19 protein-coding genes and 1 pseudogene are annotated in these 23,774 nt (G+C 45.9%); 5 read left to right on the top strand and 15 right to left on the bottom strand.

The features are described 5' to 3' along the window. Positions 1-148 precede the first annotated feature (148 nt). Together A4U59_RS16515 and A4U59_RS16510 are read left to right on the top strand one after the other, a co-directional pair. Positions 149-907 carry a tetratricopeptide repeat protein gene (locus A4U59_RS16515; protein ID WP_066174817.1) on the top strand — a complete coding sequence of 253 codons (759 nt, stop codon included), beginning with the start codon at positions 149-151 and terminating at the stop codon, positions 905-907. Positions 908-960: 53 nt separating this feature from the next. Then, positions 961-1,305: a hypothetical protein gene (locus A4U59_RS16510; RefSeq protein WP_066174816.1), complete on the top strand. Its 345-nt coding sequence runs from the start codon at positions 961-963 to the stop codon at positions 1,303-1,305. A gap of 897 nt (positions 1,306-2,202) precedes the next feature. On the opposite strand, the gene A4U59_RS16505 is transcribed toward A4U59_RS16510, so the two are convergent. The 3 genes and pseudogenes from A4U59_RS16505 to A4U59_RS20985 form a co-directional block, all read right to left on the bottom strand. Then, entirely contained in the window at positions 2,203-3,060 is an 858-nt protein-coding gene (locus A4U59_RS16505; RefSeq protein ID WP_066174814.1) for a chemotaxis protein, read from the bottom strand. Between the two features lie 271 nt (positions 3,061-3,331). Then, entirely contained in the window at positions 3,332-3,754 is a 423-nt protein-coding gene (locus A4U59_RS16500; RefSeq protein ID WP_066174811.1) for an SMI1/KNR4 family protein, read from the bottom strand. Between the two features lie 92 nt (positions 3,755-3,846). Then, positions 3,847-4,100 (bottom strand): annotated as a pseudogene (locus A4U59_RS20985) (IS1595 family transposase); the annotation flags it as partial. A 308-nt stretch (positions 4,101-4,408) separates the two neighbouring features. Between A4U59_RS20985 and A4U59_RS16495 the strand changes: the two are divergent. Beyond that, a complete protein-coding gene (locus A4U59_RS16495; RefSeq protein ID WP_066174833.1) occupies positions 4,409-6,322 on the top strand; it encodes an AMP-binding protein in 1,914 nt (637 codons plus the stop codon). Between the two features lie 69 nt (positions 6,323-6,391). Here the strand turns inward: A4U59_RS16495 and A4U59_RS16490 are convergent, their stop codons facing one another. The 12 genes from A4U59_RS16490 to A4U59_RS16435 all read right to left on the bottom strand — a co-directional run bounded on the left by A4U59_RS16490 (position 6,392) and on the right by A4U59_RS16435 (position 21,952). Next, positions 6,392-7,921 carry an acyl-CoA carboxylase subunit beta gene (locus tag A4U59_RS16490; protein ID WP_066174809.1) on the bottom strand — a complete coding sequence of 510 codons (1,530 nt, stop codon included), beginning with the start codon at positions 7,919-7,921 and terminating at the stop codon, positions 6,392-6,394. Between the two features lie 49 nt (positions 7,922-7,970). Next, on the bottom strand, positions 7,971-8,888 hold the full coding sequence (locus A4U59_RS16485; protein ID WP_066174807.1) for a hydroxymethylglutaryl-CoA lyase: 918 nt from the start codon (positions 8,886-8,888) through the stop codon (positions 7,971-7,973). A gap of 22 nt (positions 8,889-8,910) precedes the next feature. After that, positions 8,911-9,123, bottom strand: a complete 213-nt coding sequence (locus A4U59_RS16480) for an acetyl-CoA carboxylase biotin carboxyl carrier protein subunit (RefSeq protein WP_066174805.1) — start codon at positions 9,121-9,123, stop codon at positions 8,911-8,913. 10 nt (positions 9,124-9,133) lie between these two features. Then, entirely contained in the window at positions 9,134-10,495 is a 1,362-nt protein-coding gene (accC, locus tag A4U59_RS16475; RefSeq protein WP_066174803.1) for an acetyl-CoA carboxylase biotin carboxylase subunit, read from the bottom strand. Between the two features lie 68 nt (positions 10,496-10,563). Then, positions 10,564-12,204: an AMP-binding protein gene (locus A4U59_RS16470; RefSeq protein ID WP_066174802.1), complete on the bottom strand. Its 1,641-nt coding sequence runs from the start codon at positions 12,202-12,204 to the stop codon at positions 10,564-10,566. 20 nt (positions 12,205-12,224) lie between these two features. Beyond that, the gene (locus A4U59_RS16465) at positions 12,225-13,367 is read right to left on the bottom strand and encodes an acyl-CoA dehydrogenase family protein (protein WP_066174800.1); all 1,143 of its coding nucleotides are present in this window, start codon (positions 13,365-13,367) and stop codon (positions 12,225-12,227) included. Positions 13,368-13,469: 102 nt separating this feature from the next. Continuing rightward, positions 13,470-14,108: a TetR/AcrR family transcriptional regulator gene (locus tag A4U59_RS16460; RefSeq protein ID WP_066174798.1), complete on the bottom strand. Its 639-nt coding sequence runs from the start codon at positions 14,106-14,108 to the stop codon at positions 13,470-13,472. A gap of 151 nt (positions 14,109-14,259) precedes the next feature. Then, positions 14,260-16,698, bottom strand: a complete 2,439-nt coding sequence (gene parC / locus A4U59_RS16455) for a DNA topoisomerase IV subunit A (protein ID WP_066174796.1) — start codon at positions 16,696-16,698, stop codon at positions 14,260-14,262. A gap of 27 nt (positions 16,699-16,725) precedes the next feature. Further along, positions 16,726-18,690 carry a DNA topoisomerase IV subunit B gene (gene parE / locus A4U59_RS16450; protein WP_066174793.1) on the bottom strand — a complete coding sequence of 655 codons (1,965 nt, stop codon included), beginning with the start codon at positions 18,688-18,690 and terminating at the stop codon, positions 16,726-16,728. Between the two features lie 246 nt (positions 18,691-18,936). Next, positions 18,937-19,353, bottom strand: a complete 417-nt coding sequence (locus A4U59_RS16445) for a CoA-binding protein (RefSeq protein WP_066174792.1) — start codon at positions 19,351-19,353, stop codon at positions 18,937-18,939. A 23-nt stretch (positions 19,354-19,376) separates the two neighbouring features. After that, entirely contained in the window at positions 19,377-20,900 is a 1,524-nt protein-coding gene (locus A4U59_RS16440) for an ABC transporter permease/substrate-binding protein (RefSeq protein WP_066174790.1), read from the bottom strand. Further along, complete coding sequence (locus A4U59_RS16435) at positions 20,897-21,952, bottom strand: ABC transporter ATP-binding protein (protein WP_066174831.1); 1,056 nt, start codon at positions 21,950-21,952, stop codon at positions 20,897-20,899. The genes A4U59_RS16440 and A4U59_RS16435 overlap by 4 nt, the downstream gene beginning before the upstream one ends. 272 nt (positions 21,953-22,224) lie before the next feature. Between A4U59_RS16435 and plsY the strand changes: the two genes are divergently transcribed. Then, entirely contained in the window at positions 22,225-22,809 is a 585-nt protein-coding gene (gene plsY / locus A4U59_RS16430) for a glycerol-3-phosphate 1-O-acyltransferase PlsY (RefSeq protein ID WP_066174787.1), read from the top strand. 82 nt (positions 22,810-22,891) lie between these two features. Further along, the gene (locus A4U59_RS16425; RefSeq protein ID WP_066174786.1) at positions 22,892-23,710 is read left to right on the top strand and encodes an AAC(3) family N-acetyltransferase; all 819 of its coding nucleotides are present in this window, start codon (positions 22,892-22,894) and stop codon (positions 23,708-23,710) included. Positions 23,711-23,774 lie beyond the last annotated feature (64 nt).

The raw sequence follows: 23,774 nt of genomic DNA, 5'->3' as shown, positions 1-23,774 counted from the left end.
AAAGTAGAAGTAATCCATTTAAACGGAGAGAGTTACAGAATTAAAAACCGGAGAACAATTTTTGAAGCAGAAAGTGTTCAAACTTAATGAGCAAAAACTGTTCAAAACTACTTGACGGTTACAATAAAATAAAAAGGGAGAAGGTAAATTGGGTACGTCACGTAAGTGGATAATATCACTGCTTGGTCTTTCATTCGTTATTGTTATCGCTTTAATATCGCTTAATATTTTTGCCAGGGAAAACCCCAGCAGCAAAAAATCAGAGAGTATGGAAGAAAAGATTTCAAGATTGGAAAAGTATACAAAGGATAATGAAGAAGATGCGGAAGCCCGTTTAAGACTAGCTTTATATTATTACCACAATAACGAATATGATAAATCTGTAAGTGAAAATAAAAAGGCGTTGAAGTTAAAGCCCAATGATCCACTGGCTTGGCAGAGGTTAGGTAACACTTATGCTTCCCAAGGGAAATTTGAAGATGCAAAACAGGCCCGGGAACAGGTAGTGAAATACCAAAAAGAACCTGCAGGGTGGTCATATTTAAGTCTCTCTACTCTGACTGTTTTAGATGATCCGGCTGCCGCTTTAGAACAAAGCCAAAAAGCATTAGAGATCGCGAAAGGATTCAAGGGTGCAAGATTAGGCCTTTATAAGTCCTGGGTTAGTACATTAAAAACTTACGTTGAACTGACAGATAAAAACCAAGTCGGGGCTGCATACGTAAATCTGGTGACAAACAATCTATATTTAGAGAAGTCGCTTGTTTTAAAATATATAGACGAGGCATTAGCTAGTGGTGAATTAAATGAAGAACAAAAAAACAGGGTATTAGATGTACAAGAAAAAGTACGTGACTTCGAGTTTGATAATGTTAGTGTTACCGAAATTTTAGATGGAGAGCAATAGAAGACTCACTTTTAAAAATTGATGAAATAGACGGATTTGGAGGAGATGAAATAGTGGAAGAATTGGTGCAACTCTTTAAATCACATAATTTTACAGTGAAAAGTGAAACGCCGAAAGCGATAGAATTTGAAAATTTTCAAACCAAGGAATTAGTGTATTTATTGCCTAATAAGGAAATAACTCTTGCATTAAACCCAGAGACTGTAGTGAACTCTTTATTGTTAGATAATTTTGCTAAGGGATTAACTCATAGTACAGCTTTAAAGAACTATCCTAAACGAATTAACAACGGAACAACGCCAATTCCTTATGGGTATTCTTTTAAATTAAAGTCAACTGAAGAACTATCCTCGTTTTTAGGTGAATTGAATTTGCTGACTGCTTTAGATAATGCATAATATTATAGGTAAATGAGCAGCAAATGACCTGACAATTTATCTTTAAATGTAATTTTTTTACATTTTTTGTTTCGGTAACTGGCTCAAAGACTTTGAGTCAGTTTTTTTATGTAAATAATGATTATTAATCCTACTAATGAGTCTACCTAAGAGCAAGGGACGTTTTATTGCACTGAAATTGCCTGAATACGATTGCGTTAACTGATCTCCAAATGAATTAATTATTAGGACGCAACTGTAATTTTTATCAAAAACCAAGAAGTTATTGAATGCAACCGAAAGTTATAATGTCGTATCCAATGACTATGAGGAACATAAGAGGAGACTGATGCCGGATATGGTTGAGAATAGGAAGTAAAGGTGATACTTGCCGTTCTGTAAAAATTTATATGGGGTTAACATAATATATATTATCGGAAGTTATAATTAAATCAGGAATTACGTATCAAAAACTAAGTATACTTTTGATAGTGAGACAAAATTAAAATTTATGATCCGGCCAGCATCTATTTAATGTTCTGCTGCTATGCATTTTAACATCTCAATCCGAATTTTATCATCAGACTGGCATTCAGTTTAACTTAACTAATTGCTGAATCTCATAATTATTTGGCTATCAAAAATTCCGGTTTGTTGATTCATTTATTCTGATTAATTTAACTTTCTATAGTGTGTTTATGTCGACGCTGCTTTATTTGGTCCTTATCAAAAACATTTTTAAGGTTTACTTAATAATGTTTTCTCCCAGGCTGATTTGCTGTTATTGCTTCTTACTCCACATCACTCACCAGTGACTGCACTATATTTCTTGAATTAGTTTACATAACATTATTATGTTAAATTACGGGGTCTTTCTTGTCTTTCAGAGATCAGTATGTTTTATTCTGTTAACGTTTCTCAGACATAATTATTTACTTGCTGCCAGGCACGGATCAACTGATCTGCTATCGGTTCTATAACATCCTTATCTTTCAAATAACCGTAATGAGATGCAGGGTTCCAATTTCGCAGCAGGTTACCGGCATTGATTTCAAAGTCTTCCGTAACAGATTTGGAGAACTCTTCATTTAAAGTCTTAAGCGGATAGCCAAGGATATCATCCCTGTCATAGAAGTTGAGCCATTGTCCTTCTGCGCGCTCATAAAAATCCCTCAATACAGGTGATGGAATGCGGATGGGCCGGGCAAAGTCATTATATCTTAAGCTCCAAAGCGGCAGCGGTGAGCCCATCGTGAAGAAAAGCATCAGCGTATCCCCTTTTTCAATCGGAACCGCATCTTCTCTTAAAAAGCTGCATCTTTCCCGCCGGTACTGGAGATCATACAGGAAATTTGCTGCAATAACGCTGCCTAGACTGTGGGAAATCATGCATAACGGTGCTCTTGGGCCTGCTTTTTCTGCAAGACTTGTAAGGGTACCCCCCACTTTTTCATGAACCCGTTCATAGTTATGCTCAATTGTTTCTACCGGCTGATACGCAATTGCATCTGCCAGGAAATGAATGACGAAACGACGCAAATCCTTATAATGGAGGTCGTTTGCTTCAACTAAGTTCCTATATAAGCGGTCTTCATCTTCCTCAAAAACATCAGCCCAGTAAACCGGTTCAATCACGATTGCCTCTTCCGGATCTTCAATATACGGCTCCGCCTTTCTTTTAAAGGCGTCCCTAATAGCAGTAATGAAAGCATCAGCATAATTTTCACGCTGGCTGCCGATTCCGTGCATAATTGCAACCGCCAATTTTTGAGTCAATTTTTATCCCTCCCAACGCAAAATATCCACTTACAAGTTGTTCGATATCAAAAGGTCTTATCCTTCACCAGCTTTGTTTTTCCAATGAAAAGCAGGTTTTCAATTTAAATTTTGGTTGTTTTCATTCATTTATGTGCCAAAAAATTTTGCATGGATGTCTGTTAAAGTTTAATATTGATATTTAAAGAAAAAAACAGAACTTCCATAAAATTGGAAGTTCTGTTTGATTTTATTGTCTTATCGAACTAACGCCCCCGTTTATTGAAGAAGCTTATTCAGTTAATTCCAATTGATCTTTTATAAAATCATATAAATTTTCAGCTTCTTGTTCGCCTTTATGTTCACCCTGATACCAAGCAACAACTGGGCATTCTCCATTTTCCATTTGCTTTGTATCCAAACAATAAATCCAATCTGCGCCAGGTTTAAATATTACAACATAACCATCTGGAATATCGTACTCTTTCCAATCCAGTGTGTTGTCTAAACTTATATGAACATCGTCCAAGCCAATACCATCAATATCTAATCCTTCAAAGCTAACTGAGCTATAATTCTTCAATAGCCACTTATAACTATCAGGTAAATTCGTATTTAATGTGTTTTCAATCTCTCTTACTTTCTCTTCAGAGGTTCCAGATAATTTATGGACACTTTTATTTTTAATAAGATTTTTCAATTCTACTTCGTACAAATAAATATCACCTCTAATTCCCAATTCGGCTTAGCTTTCTTCAACTCTTCTGCTCCGTTGAATAAAGAAATAGCCTTTATACATTAAACTTAGATCATTTCGTTCATTGTGACTTCATTTCGCTGGTGATGGATGCTCTCTAACACTTGAAACCACGCAGATAATTTTTCAGATACTTGGTCGCCACACCGTTAAAGCGCTGTATCCAACCTTTCAGTCTTCGGTGCTAGTTGTTGATGTTCTGGATGTGATATAGACCCTTGGTGCGAATTTTACCGTCAGATTTAAACTGGTCAATGGAAATATCCTTTTCAGCGGCATAGGTTTTAAAGGTACGCCAAATATCCTGACCTATTCACAGACGTTAGGAATGGGACGATTAACAAAAGAGCAATTAGACAAAGCCATCGGGCATAAACTTTCCAACGAGAATGTCTTATGCACCACTTTGGAACATTTGTTCGATTTAAGCAAAAATCAATAACAAACTTTAGAAGAGCCTAAATTTTTTAAAAGAAGCTTCATTTATTATACAATAAGGATAGCGGCATTTTTCAGAATGTTCTAATACTTTATTACTATAGCTTTGGGGGGATTCGATTGTCAATTGATCCAGTTTGGTTTCCAGATGAAGACACAGTTAAGTCGTCGCGTATGTACCAATGGGTGAAAGCGTTAGGCTTCTCGGATTACGATGAATTTCTGAAAAAGTCTATGGAAGATGTCGAATGGTTCTGGACGGAAGCGGAAAAAGCGCTTGGAATCCAATGGTTCCAGTCTTACCGTCAGACACTTGAAACACCAAAAGGAATGAAATGGCCCGAATGGTATGTCGGAGGTAAACTGAACGTCACACATAATGCTGTTGAAAAATGGGCGAAATCGCCCGAATATGATAACAAAACCGCGCTTATCTGGGAAAGCGACAGCGGAGAAACCGTCACGTACACCTATAAACAGCTGGATGAAGCGGTAACAAAGGCGGCAGGCGGTCTTAAAGCGTCAGGTATTCGCAAAGGTGATGTCATTGCGATTTATATGCCGATGATTCCTGAGACGGTCATTGCGATGCTGGCATCGGCAAAAATAGGGGCAATCTTCTCTCCTGCTTTTTCTGGATACGGCGCAGAGGCTGTTGCTGCCAGGATAAATGCATCTGAAGCAAAAATGCTGATCACAGCTGACGGCTTCATGCGCCGCGGCAAGGAAATCGCCATGAAAGACGAGGCTGACCGGGCAGCAGCATTATCTCCTTCTATTGAGAAGGTTGTCGTCGTCAAACGGCTTGGAACGATGACGAAGTGGAATGAGAATCTCGATTTGTACTGGGATGATCTTATCGACCGCAAGAATGAAAGCCCTGTCATAACCGAAAAGATGGAAAGCCAGGATCCGATGATGCTGATCTATACATCCGGAACAACCGGAAAACCTAAAGGAGCTGTTCATACTCATTCCGGCTTCCCGTTCAAGTCAGCATTCGATGCCGGTTTCGGAATGGACGTCAAACAGGGTGACACTTTATTCTGGTATACTGACATGGGCTGGATGATGGGTCCTTTCCTCGTATTCGGTGGCTTGCTGAACGGTGCTTCGATCGTCATGTTTGAAGGAACCCCTGATTATCCGAAGCCAGACCGGTTATGGGAACTTGTTGAAAAACACCGGGTTACACATTTAGGCATATCCCCTACCCTTATCCGCTCGTTGATGAAACACGGCGAGGACTGGGTGGAACGCCATGACATTTCCACGCTGCGGGTCATCGGCTCAACTGGTGAACCATGGAACCCGGAGCCGTGGATGTGGCTGTTTGAATCGGTATGCAAGAAAAAGGTGCCGATCTTCAACTATTCCGGCGGAACGGAAATATCAGGTGGCATTCTCGGAAATGTTTTATTGAAGCCAATTGCCCCGATCACATTCAATTCACCGCTCCCGGGCATGGATGTTCACGTCTATAACGAGAATGGGGAGAGCGTATTGAATGAGGTCGGTGAGCTGGTTATTAAAAAACCGTGGGTCGGTATGACAAGAGGTTTCTGGAAAGAGCCGGAACGGTATGAAGATGCGTACTGGAGCCGCTGGAAAGATACGTGGGTGCACGGAGATTGGGTGATTAAGGATGATGACGGATTTTGGACGATCACCGGCCGCTCGGATGACATCCTGAATGTCGCCGGCAAACGGCTCGGACCTGCCGAAATGGAGTCCATTCTTGTTGACCATGATGGTGTCATCGAAGCGGGTACGATTGGCATTCCTGATGATGTGAAAGGTGAAGCGGCGGTTTGCTTTGCTGTTTTGAATGATGGATATGCACCATCAGAGGAAATCAAACAGGAGCTGATCGCTCTTGTTGCAACGAAGCTCGGGAAAGCACTGAAGCCGAAAGAAATTCACTTTGTGGATGACCTGCCGAAGACCCGGAACGCAAAAGTGATGCGCCGGGCTATAAAAGCAGCATACCTTAACAAAGATGCAGGTGATTTATCATCACTTGAAAATCCTGAGGTTGTGGAAGCAATCAGGAAACTTGGCAGCGAAACCGGCGGAGCGCCGGCTTAACAACAGCCCCCTGGAATTCGATCCAGGGGGCTGTTTTACTGTATAAGAAAGCGGAAAGTTTCTTTATTTTTAGACGGGGTATACACCGTGCTTTCGGTCTGTGAATGTCACATTTTTTGATTCATAAGCTGCAAAACGGGTGATCAACTCATCCCGCAGCTTATTGCCGGCTACGATATCATCAATGATCATTTCAGATGCAAGATGATAAATATTGATATCTTCCTTGTACTCCTCCCGTTTTTCCTGAATGAAAGCTGGCCGCTCTTCTTCCGGAAGGGATGCGATCTTATTGGCATATACGGCATTTACCGCCGCTTCCGGGCCCATGACGGCAATTTGCGCTGTCGGCAAGGCCAGGGTGCAATCCGGCTCAAATGCAGGTCCTGCCATGGCGTATAATCCAGCTCCGTATGCTTTTCGCACGATGACGGAAATTTTCGGCACGGTCACTTCGCTCATGGCTGCAATCATTTTTGCGCCGTGGCGGATGATGCCGGCCCGCTCCACTTTCGTCCCAATCATGAAGCCAGGGATATCGGCAAGGAACAGCAGCGGAATGTTGAAAGCGTCGCAAAGCGTGATGAATTTAGCGGCCTTGTCGGCTGAGTCGTGGAACAGCACCCCGCCTTTCACACGCGGCTGGTTGGCGATGATTCCAACCGTTTTTCCGTCCATTCTCGCCAGTCCTGTAATCAGTTCAGGCGCAAACAGCTTCTTGATTTCACAGAATGATTCCTCATCGATCAGTCTGTCGATGAAATCATACATATTGAACGGCGCATTCTGATTGGCCGGAATCAAGTCCTCTATCGTTTTTTCAAATTCTTTCGGCTCTGCCGGTGCCGCTTCTGCCGGTTTCTCGGTATAGCTTGCCGGAAAATAAGAAAGGTAACTGCGGGCAAAGCTCAACGCTTCCTGTTCATCTTTCACAAGCACATCACCTACGCCGGATGTCGTGCAGTGCATACGGGCGCCGCCCATCTCTTCAAGCGACACTTTTTCACCAATAACCATTTCAGCCATTCGCGGGGAACCGAGATACATGGATGCATTTCCTTCCACCATGACGACGATATCGCAAAAAGCCGGGATATACGCGCCGCCTGCAGCAGAAGGCCCGAACAGCAGGCACACTTGCGGCACTTTGCCCGAAAGCTTCACTTGATTGTAAAAAATCCGGCCCGCTCCGCGCCGGCCAGGGAACATTTCAATCTGGTCGGTGATTCTGGCGCCGGCTGAATCGACAAGATAAAGCATCGGCACGCCCAATTTGTCAGCGGTTTCCTGGATTCTAATGATCTTCTCTACCGTCCGTGCCCCCCATGACCCCGCTTTGACGGTCGAGTCATTTGCCATCACACAAACAGTTTGCCCGTTCACTTTGCCGATGCCGGTGACGACACCGTCAGCAGGCAGTCCTTCCGCCTCTGAATTGGCAAAAAAGGCATCTTCTACATCAATCCCGTCATCAAACAGGAGCTCAAGCCGTTCCCTTACAAACAGCTTGCCTTTTTCCGCATTTTTTTCATGGTATTTTTCCGAGCCGCCCTTTTTGATTTTTTCGGTGCGCTCTTTTAATGTATCTTCGACTGACATGTCGTTTGCCTCCTTCGCTTTCGTTTCGATAGCTATCGCCTCCTGCTGGTTATACTGTTTTTTCTGCGTTTTGGCCGTTGACAATCTGCATTTGATGGCTTACAAGTTCACGCCCGGTTTCTGCCTGTAAGTATCCTGCTGCTTCAAGCAGCTTATCGAGTTTTGCTCCTGTATCAATTCCCATGCCGTCAAGCATGTAGAGCAAGTCATCTGTCGCCAGATTTCCGGATGCGCCCGGTGCATACGGGCAGCCGCCGAGACCGCCAAGGGAACTGTCGACAGTTGTGATGCCAAAATCAAACGCTGCTAAAACGTTGGCAAGGGCCGTTCCCCTTGTGTTATGGAAATGGACGGCCGTCTGATCGAGCGGGATGCGCTTTGCTAAATATTCAAGGACCTGCTGAACCTGGCGGGGATTTGCGACCCCGATCGTATCCCCGAGTGACAGTTCGCTTATGCCCATATCGAAAAGCGTTTCGGATACACGCGCAACCTGGTCTGCGGCAACTGCCCCTTCGTAAGGGCAGCCGAAGACGGTTGACACATAGCCCCGGACGGTTTTCCCGGCTTTCAACGCCTCCTCTGTCACTTCTTTCAGAACAGGAAATGTTTGTTCTATGGATTTGTTAATATTGTTGCGGTTATGTGATTCACTCGCAGACATGAAGACAGACACTTCATCTATATCAGCTTCAAGCGCGAATTCCAGCCCCTTCATATTGGGAACAAGGGCTGCATAAGTCACACCTTCTGATCTTGTTATGCTGCGTGCGACTTCGCGTGCGTCTTTCAGTTGCGGAATCCACTTCGGATTTACGAAAGATGTAATTTCGATATAGCGGAGGCCGCTTTTTGATAACTTGTTGATCCATTCGATTTTTGTCTCTGTCGGTATAAATGTCTTCTCGTTTTGCAGTCCGTCGCGCGGACCCACCTCTTTTATCGTGACGGTTTCAGGATAGTTCATTCCGGTCAATCCACCTCCATCTCTATTCAAGTGTGACGAGGACATCTTCTTCGTTGACGAAATCGCCTTCATTGATTTTTACTTCCGCAACGGTGCCGCCGGTTTCGGCAGCAATCGGAATTTCCATTTTCATTGATTCGAGGATGACGACATCCTGGCCTTCCTCAACGGTGTCCCCCTGCTTCACTAAAAGCTTCCAGACGTTTCCTGCCATACTCGCTTTCACTTCATTCATTTCGATAACCTCACTTTTTATTGGTAGTTTGTAATGGCTTCACATATTTCTCGATGAAGTCGGTTGTCGTGTCTCCGTTTTTGAATGCTTCATGGCCGACTGCCTGGATGAGCAGCGGAATGTTGGTCTTGATTCCTTCCACTTTATATTCTGATAGTGCCTGTTCAAGCTTGCGGATTGCCTCATCCCGGTTTTCTCCTGATACGACAAGCTTGGCAATCATCGGGTCATAAAAGGGTGTGACGGTATCCCCCCCGGCAACAGCCAATTCATGCCTGACTCTGTCTCCTTCCGGAAGTTCCAGCACAGAGATTTTGCCTGGTGACGGGAAAAACGTTTTTGGGTCTTCCGCGTAGATGCGCGTCTCAATGCTGTGCCCGTTTAATGGAACATCTTCCTGCTTGAAGCTCAGATTGTTCCCGGCTGCAATTCTGATCTGTTCTTCAACGAGGTCTATTCCGGTAATTTCTTCTGTAACCGGATGTTCGACCTGGAGTCTTGTATTCATTTCAAGGAAATAGTAGTTTTTATTGTGATCCACTAAAAATTCAATTGTACCTGCATTTTCATAGCCTATAGATTTTGCGGCTTTGACAGCGGACTCTCCCATTTTTGTGCGGGTATCTTCATCCAGGAACGGAGAAGGCGCTTCTTCCACGACCTTTTGATGGCGCCGCTGGATGGAACATTCCCTTTCCCATAAATAAACGGTTTCTCCCGTTTTGTCGGCGATCACCTGTATTTCAATGTGGCGCGGCTGTTCGATGACTTTTTCAATGAACATGGCCCCGTCCCCAAAGAAATCCTGTGCGCGTTTACGGTTGCCGGCAAACGCTTTTTGCAGTTCATCGGCATCCTTTGCAATTTGCATGCCGATGCCGCCGCCTCCGGCTGACGCTTTCAGCATGACTGGAAATCCAATTGATTCAGCGGCAAGGAGCGCTTCATTTTCATCATCAAGTGACTTAGTGACACCGGGTACGACTGGTACACCAGCTGCCTCCATCGTCTTCCTGGCTTCAATTTTGCTTCCCATCAGTGCGATCACATCTGCAGAAGGGCCGATGAATGTAATCCCTTCTTCACGGCACCGTCTGGCAAAATTGGCGTTCTCACTAAGCAGGCCGTACCCTGGATGAACCGCATCAGCTCCAGCCTGCTTCGCTGTTTCAATGATCTTATCGATGTTCAGGTAGCTTTCATTCACCCGCGGTTTCCCAATCAAGTAGCTTTCATCCGCCATTTTCACATGAGGTGCAGCCTTATCGGCTTCGGAATATACTGCGACAGTGGGAATCCCCATTCTCTTGCAAGTTCTGATGACGCGGCAGGCGATTTCTCCCCGATTTGCAATCAATATTTTGTTAAACAACTGCATCCCTCCCTGGAATTGGCGCGGACAGTTGGCCCGCGCCCGTTAAATTCTATTTAATTGTCAGATCATGCTTCTGGTTGGAGTAACTCGAGTGATTGTTCGCGCAGTTTGAATTTCTGTATTTTTCCCGAAGCAGTCATCGGATACGAGTCTGTAAATTCAATGTATCTCGGAATCTTATGGTGGGAGATTTTTCCCCGGCAGAAGTCTCTCATATCTTCTGCATCCACCATCGAATCTTCCTTCAAAATAATCCATGCCATCAATTCTTCGCCGAATTTCTTATCAGGAACACCGACGACCTGGACGTCAATCACATCAGGGTGCTGGTAAAGGAACTCTTCAATCTCACGCGGATAAATATTTTCACCGCCGCGGATGATCATGTCTTTCAGCCGGCCGGTCACTTTGAAATAGCCGTTTTCATCCATCACAGCAAGATCTCCTGTATGGAGCCATCCTTCTTCATCAATGGCTTCGCTCGTCGCTTCCGGGTTTTTATAATAGCCTTTCATGACATGATAGCCGCGTGTGCACAGTTCACCCTGCTCGCCAGGCGGCAGTTCCCGGTTTGATCCGGGCTCCACGATTTTCACTTCCACATCAGGGAGCGCCCTTCCGACAGAAGATACACGGAGTTCAATCGGATCATCTGTCCTTGTTTGTGTGATGACCGGCGAGGATTCCGTCTGTCCGTAAGCAATGGTAACTTGATCAACACCCATTTTCCCAACGACATCTTTCATCACTTCAATCGGGCAGTTTGAGCCAGCCATAATGCCGGTCCGGAGAGAAGAAAGATCATAGCTTTCAAAGTCGGCATCATTTAGTTCCGCAATGAACATTGTCGGCACGCCATGGACTCCTGTGCACTTTTCCTGTTCGATTGTCTTCAAGACAGCCTTCGGATTGAATTCCTGGACCGGCACCATCGTGGCGCCTACCGTCACACAGGCAAGCGTCCCCATGACACAGCCGAAGCAATGGAAAAACGGAACCGGAATGCACAACCGGTCTTCATGGGTCATTTCCATGCATTTTGCGACATTGAACGCATTATTAGTAAGATTGTTATGAGTGAGCATGACCCCTTTTGGAAAACCGGTTGTGCCGGACGTATACTGCATGTTGATGACGTCTTCCGGCGAAAGGGACTCCATTCTGGCATCAAGTTCCTCTTCCGTCACTCCGTCTTTCATGCCAACGATATCTGACCATGTAAAAGCGCCCGGATAACGCTTTTCACTGAGGACAATGACATTTTTCAGCTTCGGCAGCCGTTTTGATTTAAGATTGCCCGGTGCACACTCGTTCAGTTCCGGGCAAAGCTCATACAATGTATCGATATATGAATGGTCCCGGAATTGTTCCATCAGGATCAATGTGGTTGAATCAGATTGTTTGAGCAGGTACTCAAGCTCTGCGGCCCGGTAGCTCGTATTCACCGTTACGAGCACGGCCCCCATTTTACCGGTTGCAAATTGGGCGGTTACCCATTCCGGCGTGTTGGTGGACCATACGGCAACATGCTCACCGGCATCGATGCCAAGCTTCATGAACCCTCTTGCGGCTTCCCGGCAAAGCCGGTCAAACTCCGTATAGGTATAACGGAAATAGCGGTCGGCATAAACGACAGCTTCACGGTCAGGATACCTGGCAGCAGTCTCTTCCAACAGTTTTCCTACAGGCAATTGGATAGCAGACATTGAATACCTCCTTGATTTTCTTAAAGGCCAATCTGACGGGAAATGACTAAACGCTGAATCTCTGACGTTCCTTCACCGATTTCCATTAGTTTAATGTCACGCAGATGGCGTTCCACTTCGTATTCGCGCATATAACCGTAACCTCCATGAATCTGAATGGCCTGATTGCATGTGCGGAATCCCATTTCAGAGGCGAACAGCTTGGCGAAAGCAGATTCTTTTGCAAAAGGCTTGTTGTTGTCCTTAAGCCATGCGGCTTTATATACCATATTGCGGGCGAGTTCGATTTCCATCGCCATATCCGCGAGTTTGAACTGGATGGCCTGGAACTTGGAGATCGACTGCCCGAACTGCGTGCGTTCTTTTGAATAGGCAAGCGCTTTTTCGTAAGCAGCCTGGGCAATGCCTACCGCCAGGGCTGCAATTGATATTCTGCCGCCGTCGAGTGTATAAAGAAATTGCTTGAACCCTTTTTGAGGATCGCCAAGCAGGTTTTGTTTCGGAACGCGGACGTCTTCCAAAATAAGTTCAGACGTATTGGAGCCGCGGACACCCATTTTTTCATAGTTGCTGTTGATCGTGAAGCCGGGTGAGTCCGTCGGAACGATGATGGCGGAGATGATATTTTTGCCGCGGTCATCTTTTCCGGTTACCGCCGTAACGGTGACTGTGCGCGCATAGCCTGCATTCGTGATCCAATTTTTGGATCCATTGATGACGTATTCATCGCCGTCAAGCTCGGCTCTTGTCTGGGTGCCGCCTGCATCAGAACCGGCGTTCGGCTCGGTCAGACCGAAAGAAGCGAGTGTTTCGCCTTTGGCCAGCGGCACAAGATATGTTTGCTTCTGTTCTTCTGTTCCAAAATAATAAATGGGGCTCGAACCGAGCGAAACAGCTGCAGCAAAACTCAACCCGGTCCCTCCGCATGCTTTGCCGATTTCTTCGACCGCAATCGCATACGAAACGGTATCACCGCCTGAACCGCCGTATTTCTCTGGAAAAGGAATGCCGAGAAGCCCTAGCTCTCCCATTTTTTTGAAGGTATCAATAGGAAATTCAGATGTCCTGTCTACATGATCGGCCTTTGGCCGAACTTCTTTTTCCGCAAAAGCGCTGACCATTTCTTTAATCATTTGCTGTTCTTTTGTCAGTTCGAAATTCATGCTTCTCCCCCTCAAGTTCTTGCTGATGTTATGGCGTACAAACAGAGCAGACCGACCGGTTGGTCTGTACAGGGCTAAAAAAAAGAGTATGTAAGCGCTTCATCAATTGGTCTTAAAAAAACTGCGTTCTCGCAGAAAGAATGGCGCATATGCATGTTTATGCCTTGATTCATCAACCAGTACGGCGTTCAGAATGAAATCTGTGAAAATATCAGCGATTTCATCGATCGATTTGCTCCCGTCCTTCTGATACCACATATAAGTCCAGTTGACAATGCCAAGGATGGACATTCCTGCAATTTCAACCGGCAGTTCGGGACGGAATTCCCCTGCTTGTATGCCTTCTTCCAGGACGCGGAAGATCTCGTGTTTGAATTGATCGCGTTTTTCTTTGATTTTTTCGTAGTAATCGGGTTTTAAATAAACATTTTCCCGGTAGAATACTGTGATGTGAGATTTGTAAAGGTCAAAGACTTTTACGAAGGATCTTATGATGGCTTGCAGTTTCTCTGCTGGTGCGGTATAAGATTTCTGTGCTTCTTTGGCTTTCACTAATACGTATGAGATGAATGTATCATGAATGACATACAGCAGTTCATCTTTTGACTTAAAGTGGTGGTAAAATCCCCCCTTGCTTGTTCCGCTTTCTTCCACGATCTGCTTCACTGTGACGCCGTGGAAGCCATGGGTTTCAAAAAGCTTGAGTGACGTGTTGATGATGTTTTCCTTTAATTCTTTCATGCAGCATCTCCCTGTTAAATAAGCTAACACGAATATTCTGAATCTTCAAGAATAAAATTCATAATTTTTTCAAATTTATTACTTGCAACGCACAGTAATTATCTAAATATAACAAAAAGCACCGAATCTATCGGTGCTTTTCACATTCTGGTTATGATTCTTCAGATACAGGAGCATCTACTTTCCATGTCATCCGTACAAAACCGGATTTGTCCGTATCGATGATGAACGATCCGTTGCTGTAACGGTCATTGAGGCGCAGGTTCTTTGGATCGACCGCTTTCACTTCATCGTGCTCGGTTTTCAAATAGATGATATCACCGGGGTCAATGGCTTCAATGCTGACGATGCGGTGTGGATTGTTTTTCAATTCCCTCAGCATGACAACGCCGCGTTTTGCCCTCGATGTCTTTTCAAACTCTTTCATCGGCATCCGTTTCATTGCACCGCGGTGGGTGGTAAGGACAAGCTGTGAATCGCCGCCTGAATCGAGCGTCCTGGCACTGACGACGCTATCGCCGTCTTTCAGGTTAATGCCTTTGACACCGGCAGCCCTGACACCGACAACACTTACATCTTCTTCATTGAACCAAAGGCCATACCCATTCCGGGTGGCGAGGAAAAGATCGTGGGTTCCTCCGGTAAGATGGACCTCTATGCATTCGTCATCATTCTTCAGATTGATTGCCATCAGCGGCTTGGAATGCCGCTGTGCCTTATACTGGGACAGCACTGACTTTTTGACCATCCCGTTTTTGGTGACAAACACGAGATATTGATTATCGGAAAAATCCTTTACAGGTAGGGCGTTTATCAAGTATTCCTCTTTCTCGACCGGCAGCATGCTGGCAACGTGCTGACCGAGGTCCTTCCAGCGGATATCAGGCAGCTGGTGGACAGGAAAGTACAGGTAATTCCCTTTATTGGTAAAGAGGACGAGCGTGTCAGTTGTGTTCATTTCGAATTTTCCGATGAGATGGTCCGTTTCTTTCATGCCGAAGTCCTGTCCGTTCGATGCGGAAAACGACCTGAGGCTTGTCCGCTTCACATACCCGTCATTTGTGACCGTGACAATGACATCTTCTGACGGAACGAGAACTTCAAGATCGATTTTGATTTCCTCAATTTCCTCTTCAATTCCTGTTAATCGTTTATCAGAATAATTTTTCTTAATGCGTTGTAATTCCTTTTTAATGACATTAAAAAGCTTTTTTTCACTCGCCAGAATCGCTTCAAGCTCCGCGATCTTTTTGTCAAGCTCCTCTTCCTCTTTCTGAAGAGCTGTAATGTCCGTGTTGGTGAGGCGGTATAGCTGCAATGACACAATCGCTTCAGCTTGCGGTTCTGTAAAACCGTATTCTTTGATTAGATTATCCTTGGCATCACGCTTATCTTTCGATGCCCTGATTGTTGCAATCACTTGATCAAGAATGGAAAGGGCCTTCATGAGGCCTTCGACAACATGCTTCCGATCCCTGGCTTTTTCGAGCTCGTAGCGGGAACGGTTGGTGACAACTTCCTTTTGATGGCTGATATATGCCTGGATGATGCCTTTCAGGCCGAGAAGTTTCGGCGTTTTGTTATGGATTGCGACCATATTGAAATTATACGATATTTGCAGGTCGGTATGCTTATATAAATAGTTGAGGACACCGTTGCTGTCTGCTTCTTTTTTCAGCTCAATGACAATCCGCAAGCCTGTCCGGTCTGTCTCATCCCTGACTTCTGCGATCCCCTCGACTTTTTTATCAAATCTGATTTCATCCATCCGCTTGACGAGGTTCGCTTTATTGATGTCATAAGGGATCTCGGTGATGACAATTTGCTCTTTGCCGCCCCGGACTTTTTCAATTTCGGCCCGTCCGCGGACAACGATGCGGCCTTTACCGGTTTCATAAGCTTTTTTGATGCCGTCAATCCCCTGGATAATCCCGCCTGTCGGAAAATCAGGGCCCTTTATGACAGTCATTAGTTCATCGACCGTGCAGTCAGGCTTGTCGATTTGCATAGTGACGGCGTCAACTACCTCTCCCAGCTGATGGGGCGGAATTTCGGTTGCATAACCGGCCGAGATGCCTGTCGAACCGTTAACGAGCAAATTCGGGAACATCGCCGGCAGCACAACCGGCTCTTCGATCGTATCATCAAAATTGAGCGCAAATTCAACTGTATTTTTGTCAATGTCCATCAGCAGCTCTGATGCAATTGCGGATAAGCGGGCTTCCGTATAACGCATCGCCGCCGGGGGATCACCGTCAACGCTTCCGTTGTTGCCGTGCATTTCAATCAGGACATTTCTTACTTTCCATTCCTGGCTCATGCGCACCATTGCTTCGTAGACGGAAGAATCCCCATGAGGATGGTAGTTGCCGATTACATTACCGACTGTTTTTGCTGATTTCCGGAAGGCTTTATCAGCCGTATTTCCGTCATTGTACATGGCGTATAGGATACGGCGCTGTACCGGCTTCAAACCGTCCCTTGCATCAGGAAGGGCACGTTCCTGGATGATATATTTGCTGTAGCGGCCAAATCGGTCGCCGAGCACATCTTCAAGCGGTAAATCCAAAATTTTCTCTAATTCTGCCATACTAGAAACCTCCAACCTTCATTGCCGTTACACTTGTTCTCCCTGTGTCAGATTATCGTTTTCAAGAATATTTGTTTCTTCGTTCAAGCCGAATTCCACATGGGTTTCAATCCACTTCCGGCGCGGTTCCACCTTATCTCCCATAAGGGTGGTGACCCGTTTTTCAGCGCTGGCGCTGTCTTCTACTTTGACCCTGATCAATGTACGGGTTTCCGGATTCATCGTCGTTTCCCACAATTGGTCGGCGTTCATCTCGCCAAGTCCTTTGTACCGCTGGATGGCATAGCCGCGCCCGACTTTTTTCGTAACTTCCTTCAGTTCATCGTCATCCCATGCGTATTCAATCACTTCTTTCTTTCCTTTCCCCTTGCTTACTTTGTAAAGCGGAGGCAGCGCGATATACACTTTTCCGGCTTCTATAAGCGGACGCATATAGCGGTAGAAGAAAGTGAGCAAGAGCACCTGGATATGGGCTCCGTCCGTATCGGCATCAGTCATGATGACGATTTTGTCATAGTTGCTGTCATCAAGAAGGAACTCAGGCCCTACCCCTGCACCGATCGTGTTGATGATCGTGCTGATCTCTTCATTTTTGAAAATATCCTGAAGCTTAGCTTTTTCCGTGTTGATGACTTTGCCCCTTAGCGGCAGGACCGCCTGGAACTTGCGATCGCGTCCCTGCTTTGCAGACCCGCCTGCGGAGTCGCCCTCAACAAGGTATAATTCGTTTTTTTGCGGATTTTTAGACTGTGCCGGTGTGAGCTTTCCGCTCAGGATGGCATCTTTCTTCCTTTTCTTTTTCCCGTTGCGGGCATCTTCCCTTGCTTTTCGTGCTGCTTCCCGGGCCTGGGATGCCTTCACGGCTTTTTTGATCAGCAGGGAACTGATATCCGGGTTCTCTTCCAGGAAGTAAGAAAGCTTTTCACTTACGACTGCGTCCACTGCCGATCTGGCTTCACTAGTTCCAAGCTTCCCTTTTGTCTGTCCTTCAAATTGGAGTTTCTCCTCAGGCACCCGTACAGATACAATGGCGGTGAGGCCTTCTCGGATATCAGAGCCCTCTAGATTCTTTTCTTTTTCTTTCAGCAAACCGACCTTGCGCGCATATTCATTGCAGGCGCGGGTCATGGCCGTTTTCGCGCCTGACTCGTGGGTGCCGCCGTCCTTTGTCCTGACATTGTTGACAAACGAAAGCATATTTTCGGAAAATCCGTCATTGAACTGGAAGGAAAACTCGATCTCGATGCTGTTTTGTATTCCCTCCATGAAAACGACATCATGCAGCGTGTCTTTTTCCTCATTCAAATATTCCACAAAAGCTTCGATTCCTGATTCATAGTGATAGACATCATGAAAGTCGTGCCGTAAATCGTGAAGTTCTATCCGTAAGCCCTTTAACAAAAACGCGGATTCACGCAAGCGCTCAGACAGGGTATCAAAGTTATACGTAAGTGTGCTGAAAATGGATGGATCAGGTTTGAAATGAACGGTTGTCCCCGTTTTTTTGGTTGTCCCTTTTTTAGTCAGGGATGTGGCCGGCTTTCCGCCGTTTTCAAACCGCTGTTCATATATCTGCCCGTCGCGGCAAATGGTGACAACAAGCCATTCGGACAGCGCATTTACAACAGAAGCACCGACACCGTGCAGCCCGCCGCTTGTCTTGTAACCGCCCTGTCCGAATTTGCCGCCCGCATGAAGCACGGTCAAAATGACTTCGGGTGTCGGACGGCCCAGTTTGTGCATGCCGGTCGGCATTCCGCGCCCGTCATCCTTAACACTTATGCTGTTATCTTCATGGATTGTCACGATTATCTTATTGCCGTATCCGGCCAGCGCCTCATCGACAGCGTTATCGACGATTTCATATACAAGATGGTGAAGCCCGCGGTTGTCTGTACTTCCTATGTACATTCCCGGGCGTTTCCGTACTGCTTCCAGCCCTTCGAGTACCTGGATTGCATCTTCATTGTAGTTAAATTGTTGATTCGCCAATGACTTAAACTCCTTTCAACTGCCAGCTCCAATGGAGTGACTCCATCATACCATACGGGAACACTTGTTTCTATCAAGGTGTATGCAAACGCGTGTAAATGCCGTAACACCTTTCATATCAAGGGTGTATGAAGTAGTGTCTGACTCTTATTGTATCTTTTCCTGGGAATTTCGCAAATGGAGATTTTAAGAACAGCTTGGAAAACCCCCGCAGAAGATGCGGGGGCATTGCAAATCTGTATGAAACTACTGCTTCATCATAGCATGCTCAACTTTGATGCAGCGGTCCATAATTACTGTAATATTGTGTGCCTTCAATTGTTCATATGCTTCATCATGATAGACACCGAGCTGTGCCCAGAAAACGTCCGCACCTATTGCGGCAGTTTCTTTTGCCAGCTCAGGCAGGAACTCGGAGCGCCTGAAAACATTCACGATGTCCACATGGCCTTCAACTTCTGATAAAGCAGGAACAGCCTTGATGCCAAAGACGCTGTCAACATTAGGATTGACCGGAACAATTTCATATCCTGCTTCTTTCATTGCCTCTGAAACGGAATGGGATGTCCGCATCGGATTATCAGAAAGGCCGACAACAGCAATCCGTTTTTTTGTTTTTAAAATTTCAGCGATCTCACCGCGATTCGGATTCTCAAAGCTCATGGTCGTACTCCTTTCGTGATGGTTTACTTCAGAAGCCCGGCTTCGGTCAAAAATTGCCGAGCCACATCTTCGGCTGGCTTGTCTTCATAATCAACCTGGTAATTCATCTGTCTCATTTCATTATCGGATATTTTGCCGCCGAGCTGATTAAGGATGTCCTGCAGTTCCGGGTGTTCATCAAGCGTGCTTTGCAGCATCAGCGGTGCACCCTGGTATGGCGGGAACAGGTTCTTGTCATCCTCAAGCACGGTCAGGTCAAGTTCAATCATATAAGAATCAGTTGAATAGGCATCAATGACATCGACCTGTCCTTCAGAAATGGCTCTTTGCCTGATCCCCGGTTCCATTGTTTTGAGCTGCGCAAAGTCGATTCCATATACGTCCTGCATGCCTGCATAGCCGTCATACCGGTCTGTGAATTCCAGTGTAAACCCGGCAACGAGTTCATCATCGGCTTTGCGGAGGTCACTGATCGTTTCAAGGCCGTATTCTGCCGCTGTCTCTTTCGTCAGTGCGACTGCATACGTATTATTGAATTCCATCGGCTCCAGAAATGCCATGTCATATTTTTCTTTCATACCCTTTTTCGCCTGTTCATATACTTCCCGCCTGTCATTGCTGACGGCTTCTTCACCAAGGTGGGTGACGATTGCCGTACCGGTGAATTCCGGGTAAATGTCGATCGATCCTTTTTGCAAAGCACTAAAAACGAAGGGGGTCTTTCCGAGTCCCGGCTCTAAGGCTACCTCCAGGTCGGAATTTTGCTCGATCAGCAGTTTATACATATTGATCAAGATTTCCGGTTCTGAGCTCTCCTTTCCACCAATCACAAGATCCGGTTCATCGTCTGCCTGCAGAGCGAGAGGCGCAGCTGTGATCAAAACAGCTGAGGCAATCACGATTAACAGCGGCTTTAAACTTGTTCCAGCGGACCGCCTTTCAACAATCCGTAAAATGACATCCAATATAATCGCCAACAGAGCGGCCGGAATGGCTCCAAGAAGAATCAAGTTCACATCCGCCCCTCTGTCAAGGCCAAGCAGGATCAGTTCACCGAGTCCGCCGGCACCTATCAAAGCGGCGATCGTTGTCGTGCCGACAATCAGCACCATCGATGTGCGGATGCCGGCCATGATGACAGGCATCGCGAGCGGGAGCTCCACTTTAACGAGGCGCTTTGAAGAGCTCATACCCATTCCGGTTGCCGCTTCAATCAAGGATGGATCAACTTCTTTTATGCCTGTATATGTATTCCGCAGAATCGGCAGCAAAGCATATGCGATCAGGGCTATAATGGCAGGCGTCTTCCCTATTCCGAACAGCGGAATCAGGAAAGCCAACACCGCAAGGGATGGGATGGTCTGTATAATGGCTGTAAGCCCGATCACCGATTCAGCCGCTTTTTTCCTCCTGGTTAACATGATGCCAAGGGGAACGGCGATCAGCGCAGCGATGACAAGAGAGATTAACGAAATTTGCAAGTGCTCCCATACTTTTTCCAGCAGCACGTCCTGCCTGCTTTCCAAAACGGAAAAAAATGTGCTCATTTTTCCACCCCGCTCGCCTGCAAGCTTTGCTTCTCCAGAAAGTGGATAAGGTCTTCATAAGACAGGGTTCCGGCCAATTTGCCGTTTTTCAGGACTGGCAAAACCTGATAAGGTGTATCTTTAAAGTACCTGACAGCTTCCTTCAGCACAGCCGAGTGTGCCAATACAGGGCTGTCAACCGGTTTCCCGCTGCTGAACGCTCCGCTGTAACTGCCGTCTTCCCTGCGGGCAAAGACAATGCTTTCTGACGAATTTTCCGCCTGGGTATCATCTATGATATATCGTGACGATTCTGACATCATGACATCAACTGCCGTCATCCATGGGGATTTATGCTCACCTATAAATTCACTGACAAATTCACTGGCCGGATTAAGAATTAGCTGCTGGGGTGAATCGATCTGGACGACTTCCCCCTCGCGCATCAGGCAGATTCTGTCGCCGAGCGCCATCGCTTCATCGATGTCATGAGTGACAAATACGATTGTTTTTTTGATTTCCTGCTGAAGGGCTGAGATATCTTTTTGCAGCTGTTCACGGCTTATAGGGTCCAGCGCGCTGAATGGTTCGTCCATCAAAATGATATCCGGGTCAGCGGCAAGGGCCCGGATCACTCCGATGCGCTGCTGCTGGCCGCCTGACAGCTCTGCCGGTTTCCTGTCCCTGAAGATCTCCGGTTCAAGACCGACCATCTCAAGTAATTCATCAACACGGTTCTTTATTTTTTCTTCGCTCCACTTTTTCATTTCCGGAACGACCGCTATGTTTTCTGCTATTGTCATATGAGGGAACAATGCGATTTCCTGCAAGACATAACCAATGTTCCAGCGCAGTTCATGTATGTTATACGAATTGATGTCATTGCCGTTGATTGCGATTATGCCTGTTGTCGGTTCAATAAGGCGGTTGATCATCTTCATCGTCGTTGTTTTTCCACAGCCGCTCGGACCGATAAATACAAAAAACTCTCCCCTTTCTATCGTGAGATCAAGCGAGTTTATCGCCTGTGTTCCATCGGGATATTTCTTGGATACACCCGAAAACGAAATCACAATTACCACTCCTACTTCCCTCTTGCCGGAAACAGCAAGAGGTTATGAAATTAGATTTTAACTATTGGCTTCACTTCAACTATACCATTGGCATGGGAGGACTAAAAATGATAACCCATTCTGGGGGAATTGCATGCTGCTTAAAAACCTTCTTCATAAATGAACTTTATGTGGTGTAAAATGGACTATGGACAACTTTTCATCCAATTTTGCCAGGCGGCATGATAAAATAAGAAAAACAAAAACCATGATATGTAAGGAGCTTCTGTTTTATGGATGTATTTTTGATTATTGCAGCAGCATATCTGCTCGGTTCGATTCCGTTCGGTTTGATCATCGGCAAAGTCGGATACGGGATCGATATCCGCGAACACGGCAGCGGGAACCTTGGCGGAACGAACACGTTCAGGACATTGGGAAAAAAAGCGGGCCTCATTGTTACGACAGGGGATATCTTGAAAGGTACGCTTGCCGCTTCATTGCCGGTCCTTTTCAGCGTGGATATCCACCCGCTGCTGGCAGGTGTCATGGCGGTTATCGGCCATATGTATCCGGTATTTGCGAACTTCCGCGGCGGTAAGGCCGTCGCCACATCCGGCGGTGTGCTGCTGTTTGCGGCGCCATTGATGTTCGTTCTGCTGCTGGCCGTCTTTTTTATCGGTTTATATCTTACAAAATTTGTTTCTCTATCTTCCATCATTGTAGGCATCACCGCTGTGCTTTACAGCTTATTTGTCAGTGATGACCGGGTACTTTTGATTGGCACATCGGTTCTTTGCCTATTTGTCATATACAGGCACAGAACGAATATTAAGAGAATCATGAATAAGACAGAACCGAAAATCACCTGGTTATAACAGGCCGGGAAGCACCTTTCTTGCGGCAAGGTGCTTTTTATATTATGTAGGATCAGTAAGCAAATGAAGGGAGAAAGTGACTATGAATGAAGAGAAAGTGATCTCTGTTTCTAAAGATCTTGTTACCCGGAGGTCACTGGCAGCGGATTTACGGGAACTTGGATTAAGACAGGGCATGACGGTGCTGGTGCACTCTTCGTTAAGCTCCATCGGCTGGGTATCCGGAGGGCCTGTTGCCGTCATCCAGGGGTTGATGGATGCTGTAGGGAAAGACGGTACACTGGTAATGCCGGCTCATTCAGGTGATTACTCGGATCCTGCCGACTGGTCAAATCCTCCTGTCCCTGAAGAGTGGCACCAGGAAATCAGGGACACGATGCCCGCTTACCATCCCGGCTATACACCGGCACGGGGGATTGGAACAATCCCCGAATTGTTCAGGAGCTTTCCCGGAACTGCGAGAAGCGGCCATCCTCAGTACTCTTTTTCAGCATGGGGAAAGAATAAAAAAATGATAACCGAAAAACATCCGTATGATTACGGACTCGGGGAAAACTCCCCGCTCGGCCGCCTTTACGATAATGATGCAATGGTGCTGTTCCTCGGCACGGGTTATGATTCCAATACATCTTTCCACCTTGCAGAGCATCTGGTTCCTTACCGGAAAGAAACAGTGACGGGAGCCCCGGTTTTTAACAACGGAGAGAGAGTCTGGGAAACATTTCGCAATATAGAGTTCAACGATGATGTATTCGAAATCATTGGACAAGAGTTTGAACAGAACGCAGAAGTCAGGAAAGGAAAAGCCGGTGGAGCAGATTGCAGGTTGTTCCGCCAAAAAGCAGCAGTTGACTTTGCGGTAGAATGGCTGACAGATTACTGCGAAAAAGAACGTTCATAAAGAAAACCCGCTGACTGCGACCCATTAGGCGAAGAACAGAGGAATAGTTGATCTATCTTTTTAA

The sequence above is a fragment of the Bacillus marinisedimentorum genome (genome assembly GCF_001644195.2).
Classification (GTDB): Bacteria; Bacillota; Bacilli; order Bacillales; family Bacillaceae_O; genus Bacillus_BL; species Bacillus_BL marinisedimentorum.
The sequence above is the reverse complement of the archived record's forward strand: the minus strand, read 5'-3'. Positions and strand labels throughout refer to the sequence as shown.

Excerpts from the sequence above, each read along its gene's own strand:
- plsY (WP_066174787.1), top strand. The coding sequence starts at position 22,225 with ATGGATGTATTTTTGATTATTGCAGCAGCATATCTGCTCGGTTCGATT.
- A4U59_RS16495 (WP_066174833.1), top strand. The coding sequence starts at position 4,409 with ATGTACCAATGGGTGAAAGCGTTAGGCTTCTCGGATTACGATGAATTT.
- A4U59_RS16470 (WP_066174802.1), bottom strand. The coding sequence starts at position 12,204 with ATGTCTGCTATCCAATTGCCTGTAGGAAAACTGTTGGAAGAGACTGCT.
- A4U59_RS16485 (WP_066174807.1), bottom strand. The coding sequence starts at position 8,888 with ATGAACTATCCTGAAACCGTCACGATAAAAGAGGTGGGTCCGCGCGAC.
- A4U59_RS16440 (WP_066174790.1), bottom strand. The coding sequence starts at position 20,900 with ATGAGCACATTTTTTTCCGTTTTGGAAAGCAGGCAGGACGTGCTGCTG.
- A4U59_RS16445 (WP_066174792.1), bottom strand. The coding sequence starts at position 19,353 with ATGAGCTTTGAGAATCCGAATCGCGGTGAGATCGCTGAAATTTTAAAA.
- A4U59_RS16425 (WP_066174786.1), top strand. The coding sequence starts at position 22,892 with ATGAATGAAGAGAAAGTGATCTCTGTTTCTAAAGATCTTGTTACCCGG.
- parC (WP_066174796.1), bottom strand. The coding sequence starts at position 16,698 with ATGGCAGAATTAGAGAAAATTTTGGATTTACCGCTTGAAGATGTGCTC.
- A4U59_RS16460 (WP_066174798.1), bottom strand. The coding sequence starts at position 14,108 with ATGAAAGAATTAAAGGAAAACATCATCAACACGTCACTCAAGCTTTTT.
- A4U59_RS16465 (WP_066174800.1), bottom strand. The coding sequence starts at position 13,367 with ATGAATTTCGAACTGACAAAAGAACAGCAAATGATTAAAGAAATGGTC.
- A4U59_RS16490 (WP_066174809.1), bottom strand. The coding sequence starts at position 7,921 with ATGTCAGTCGAAGATACATTAAAAGAGCGCACCGAAAAAATCAAAAAG.
- A4U59_RS16480 (WP_066174805.1), bottom strand. The coding sequence starts at position 9,123 with ATGAATGAAGTGAAAGCGAGTATGGCAGGAAACGTCTGGAAGCTTTTA.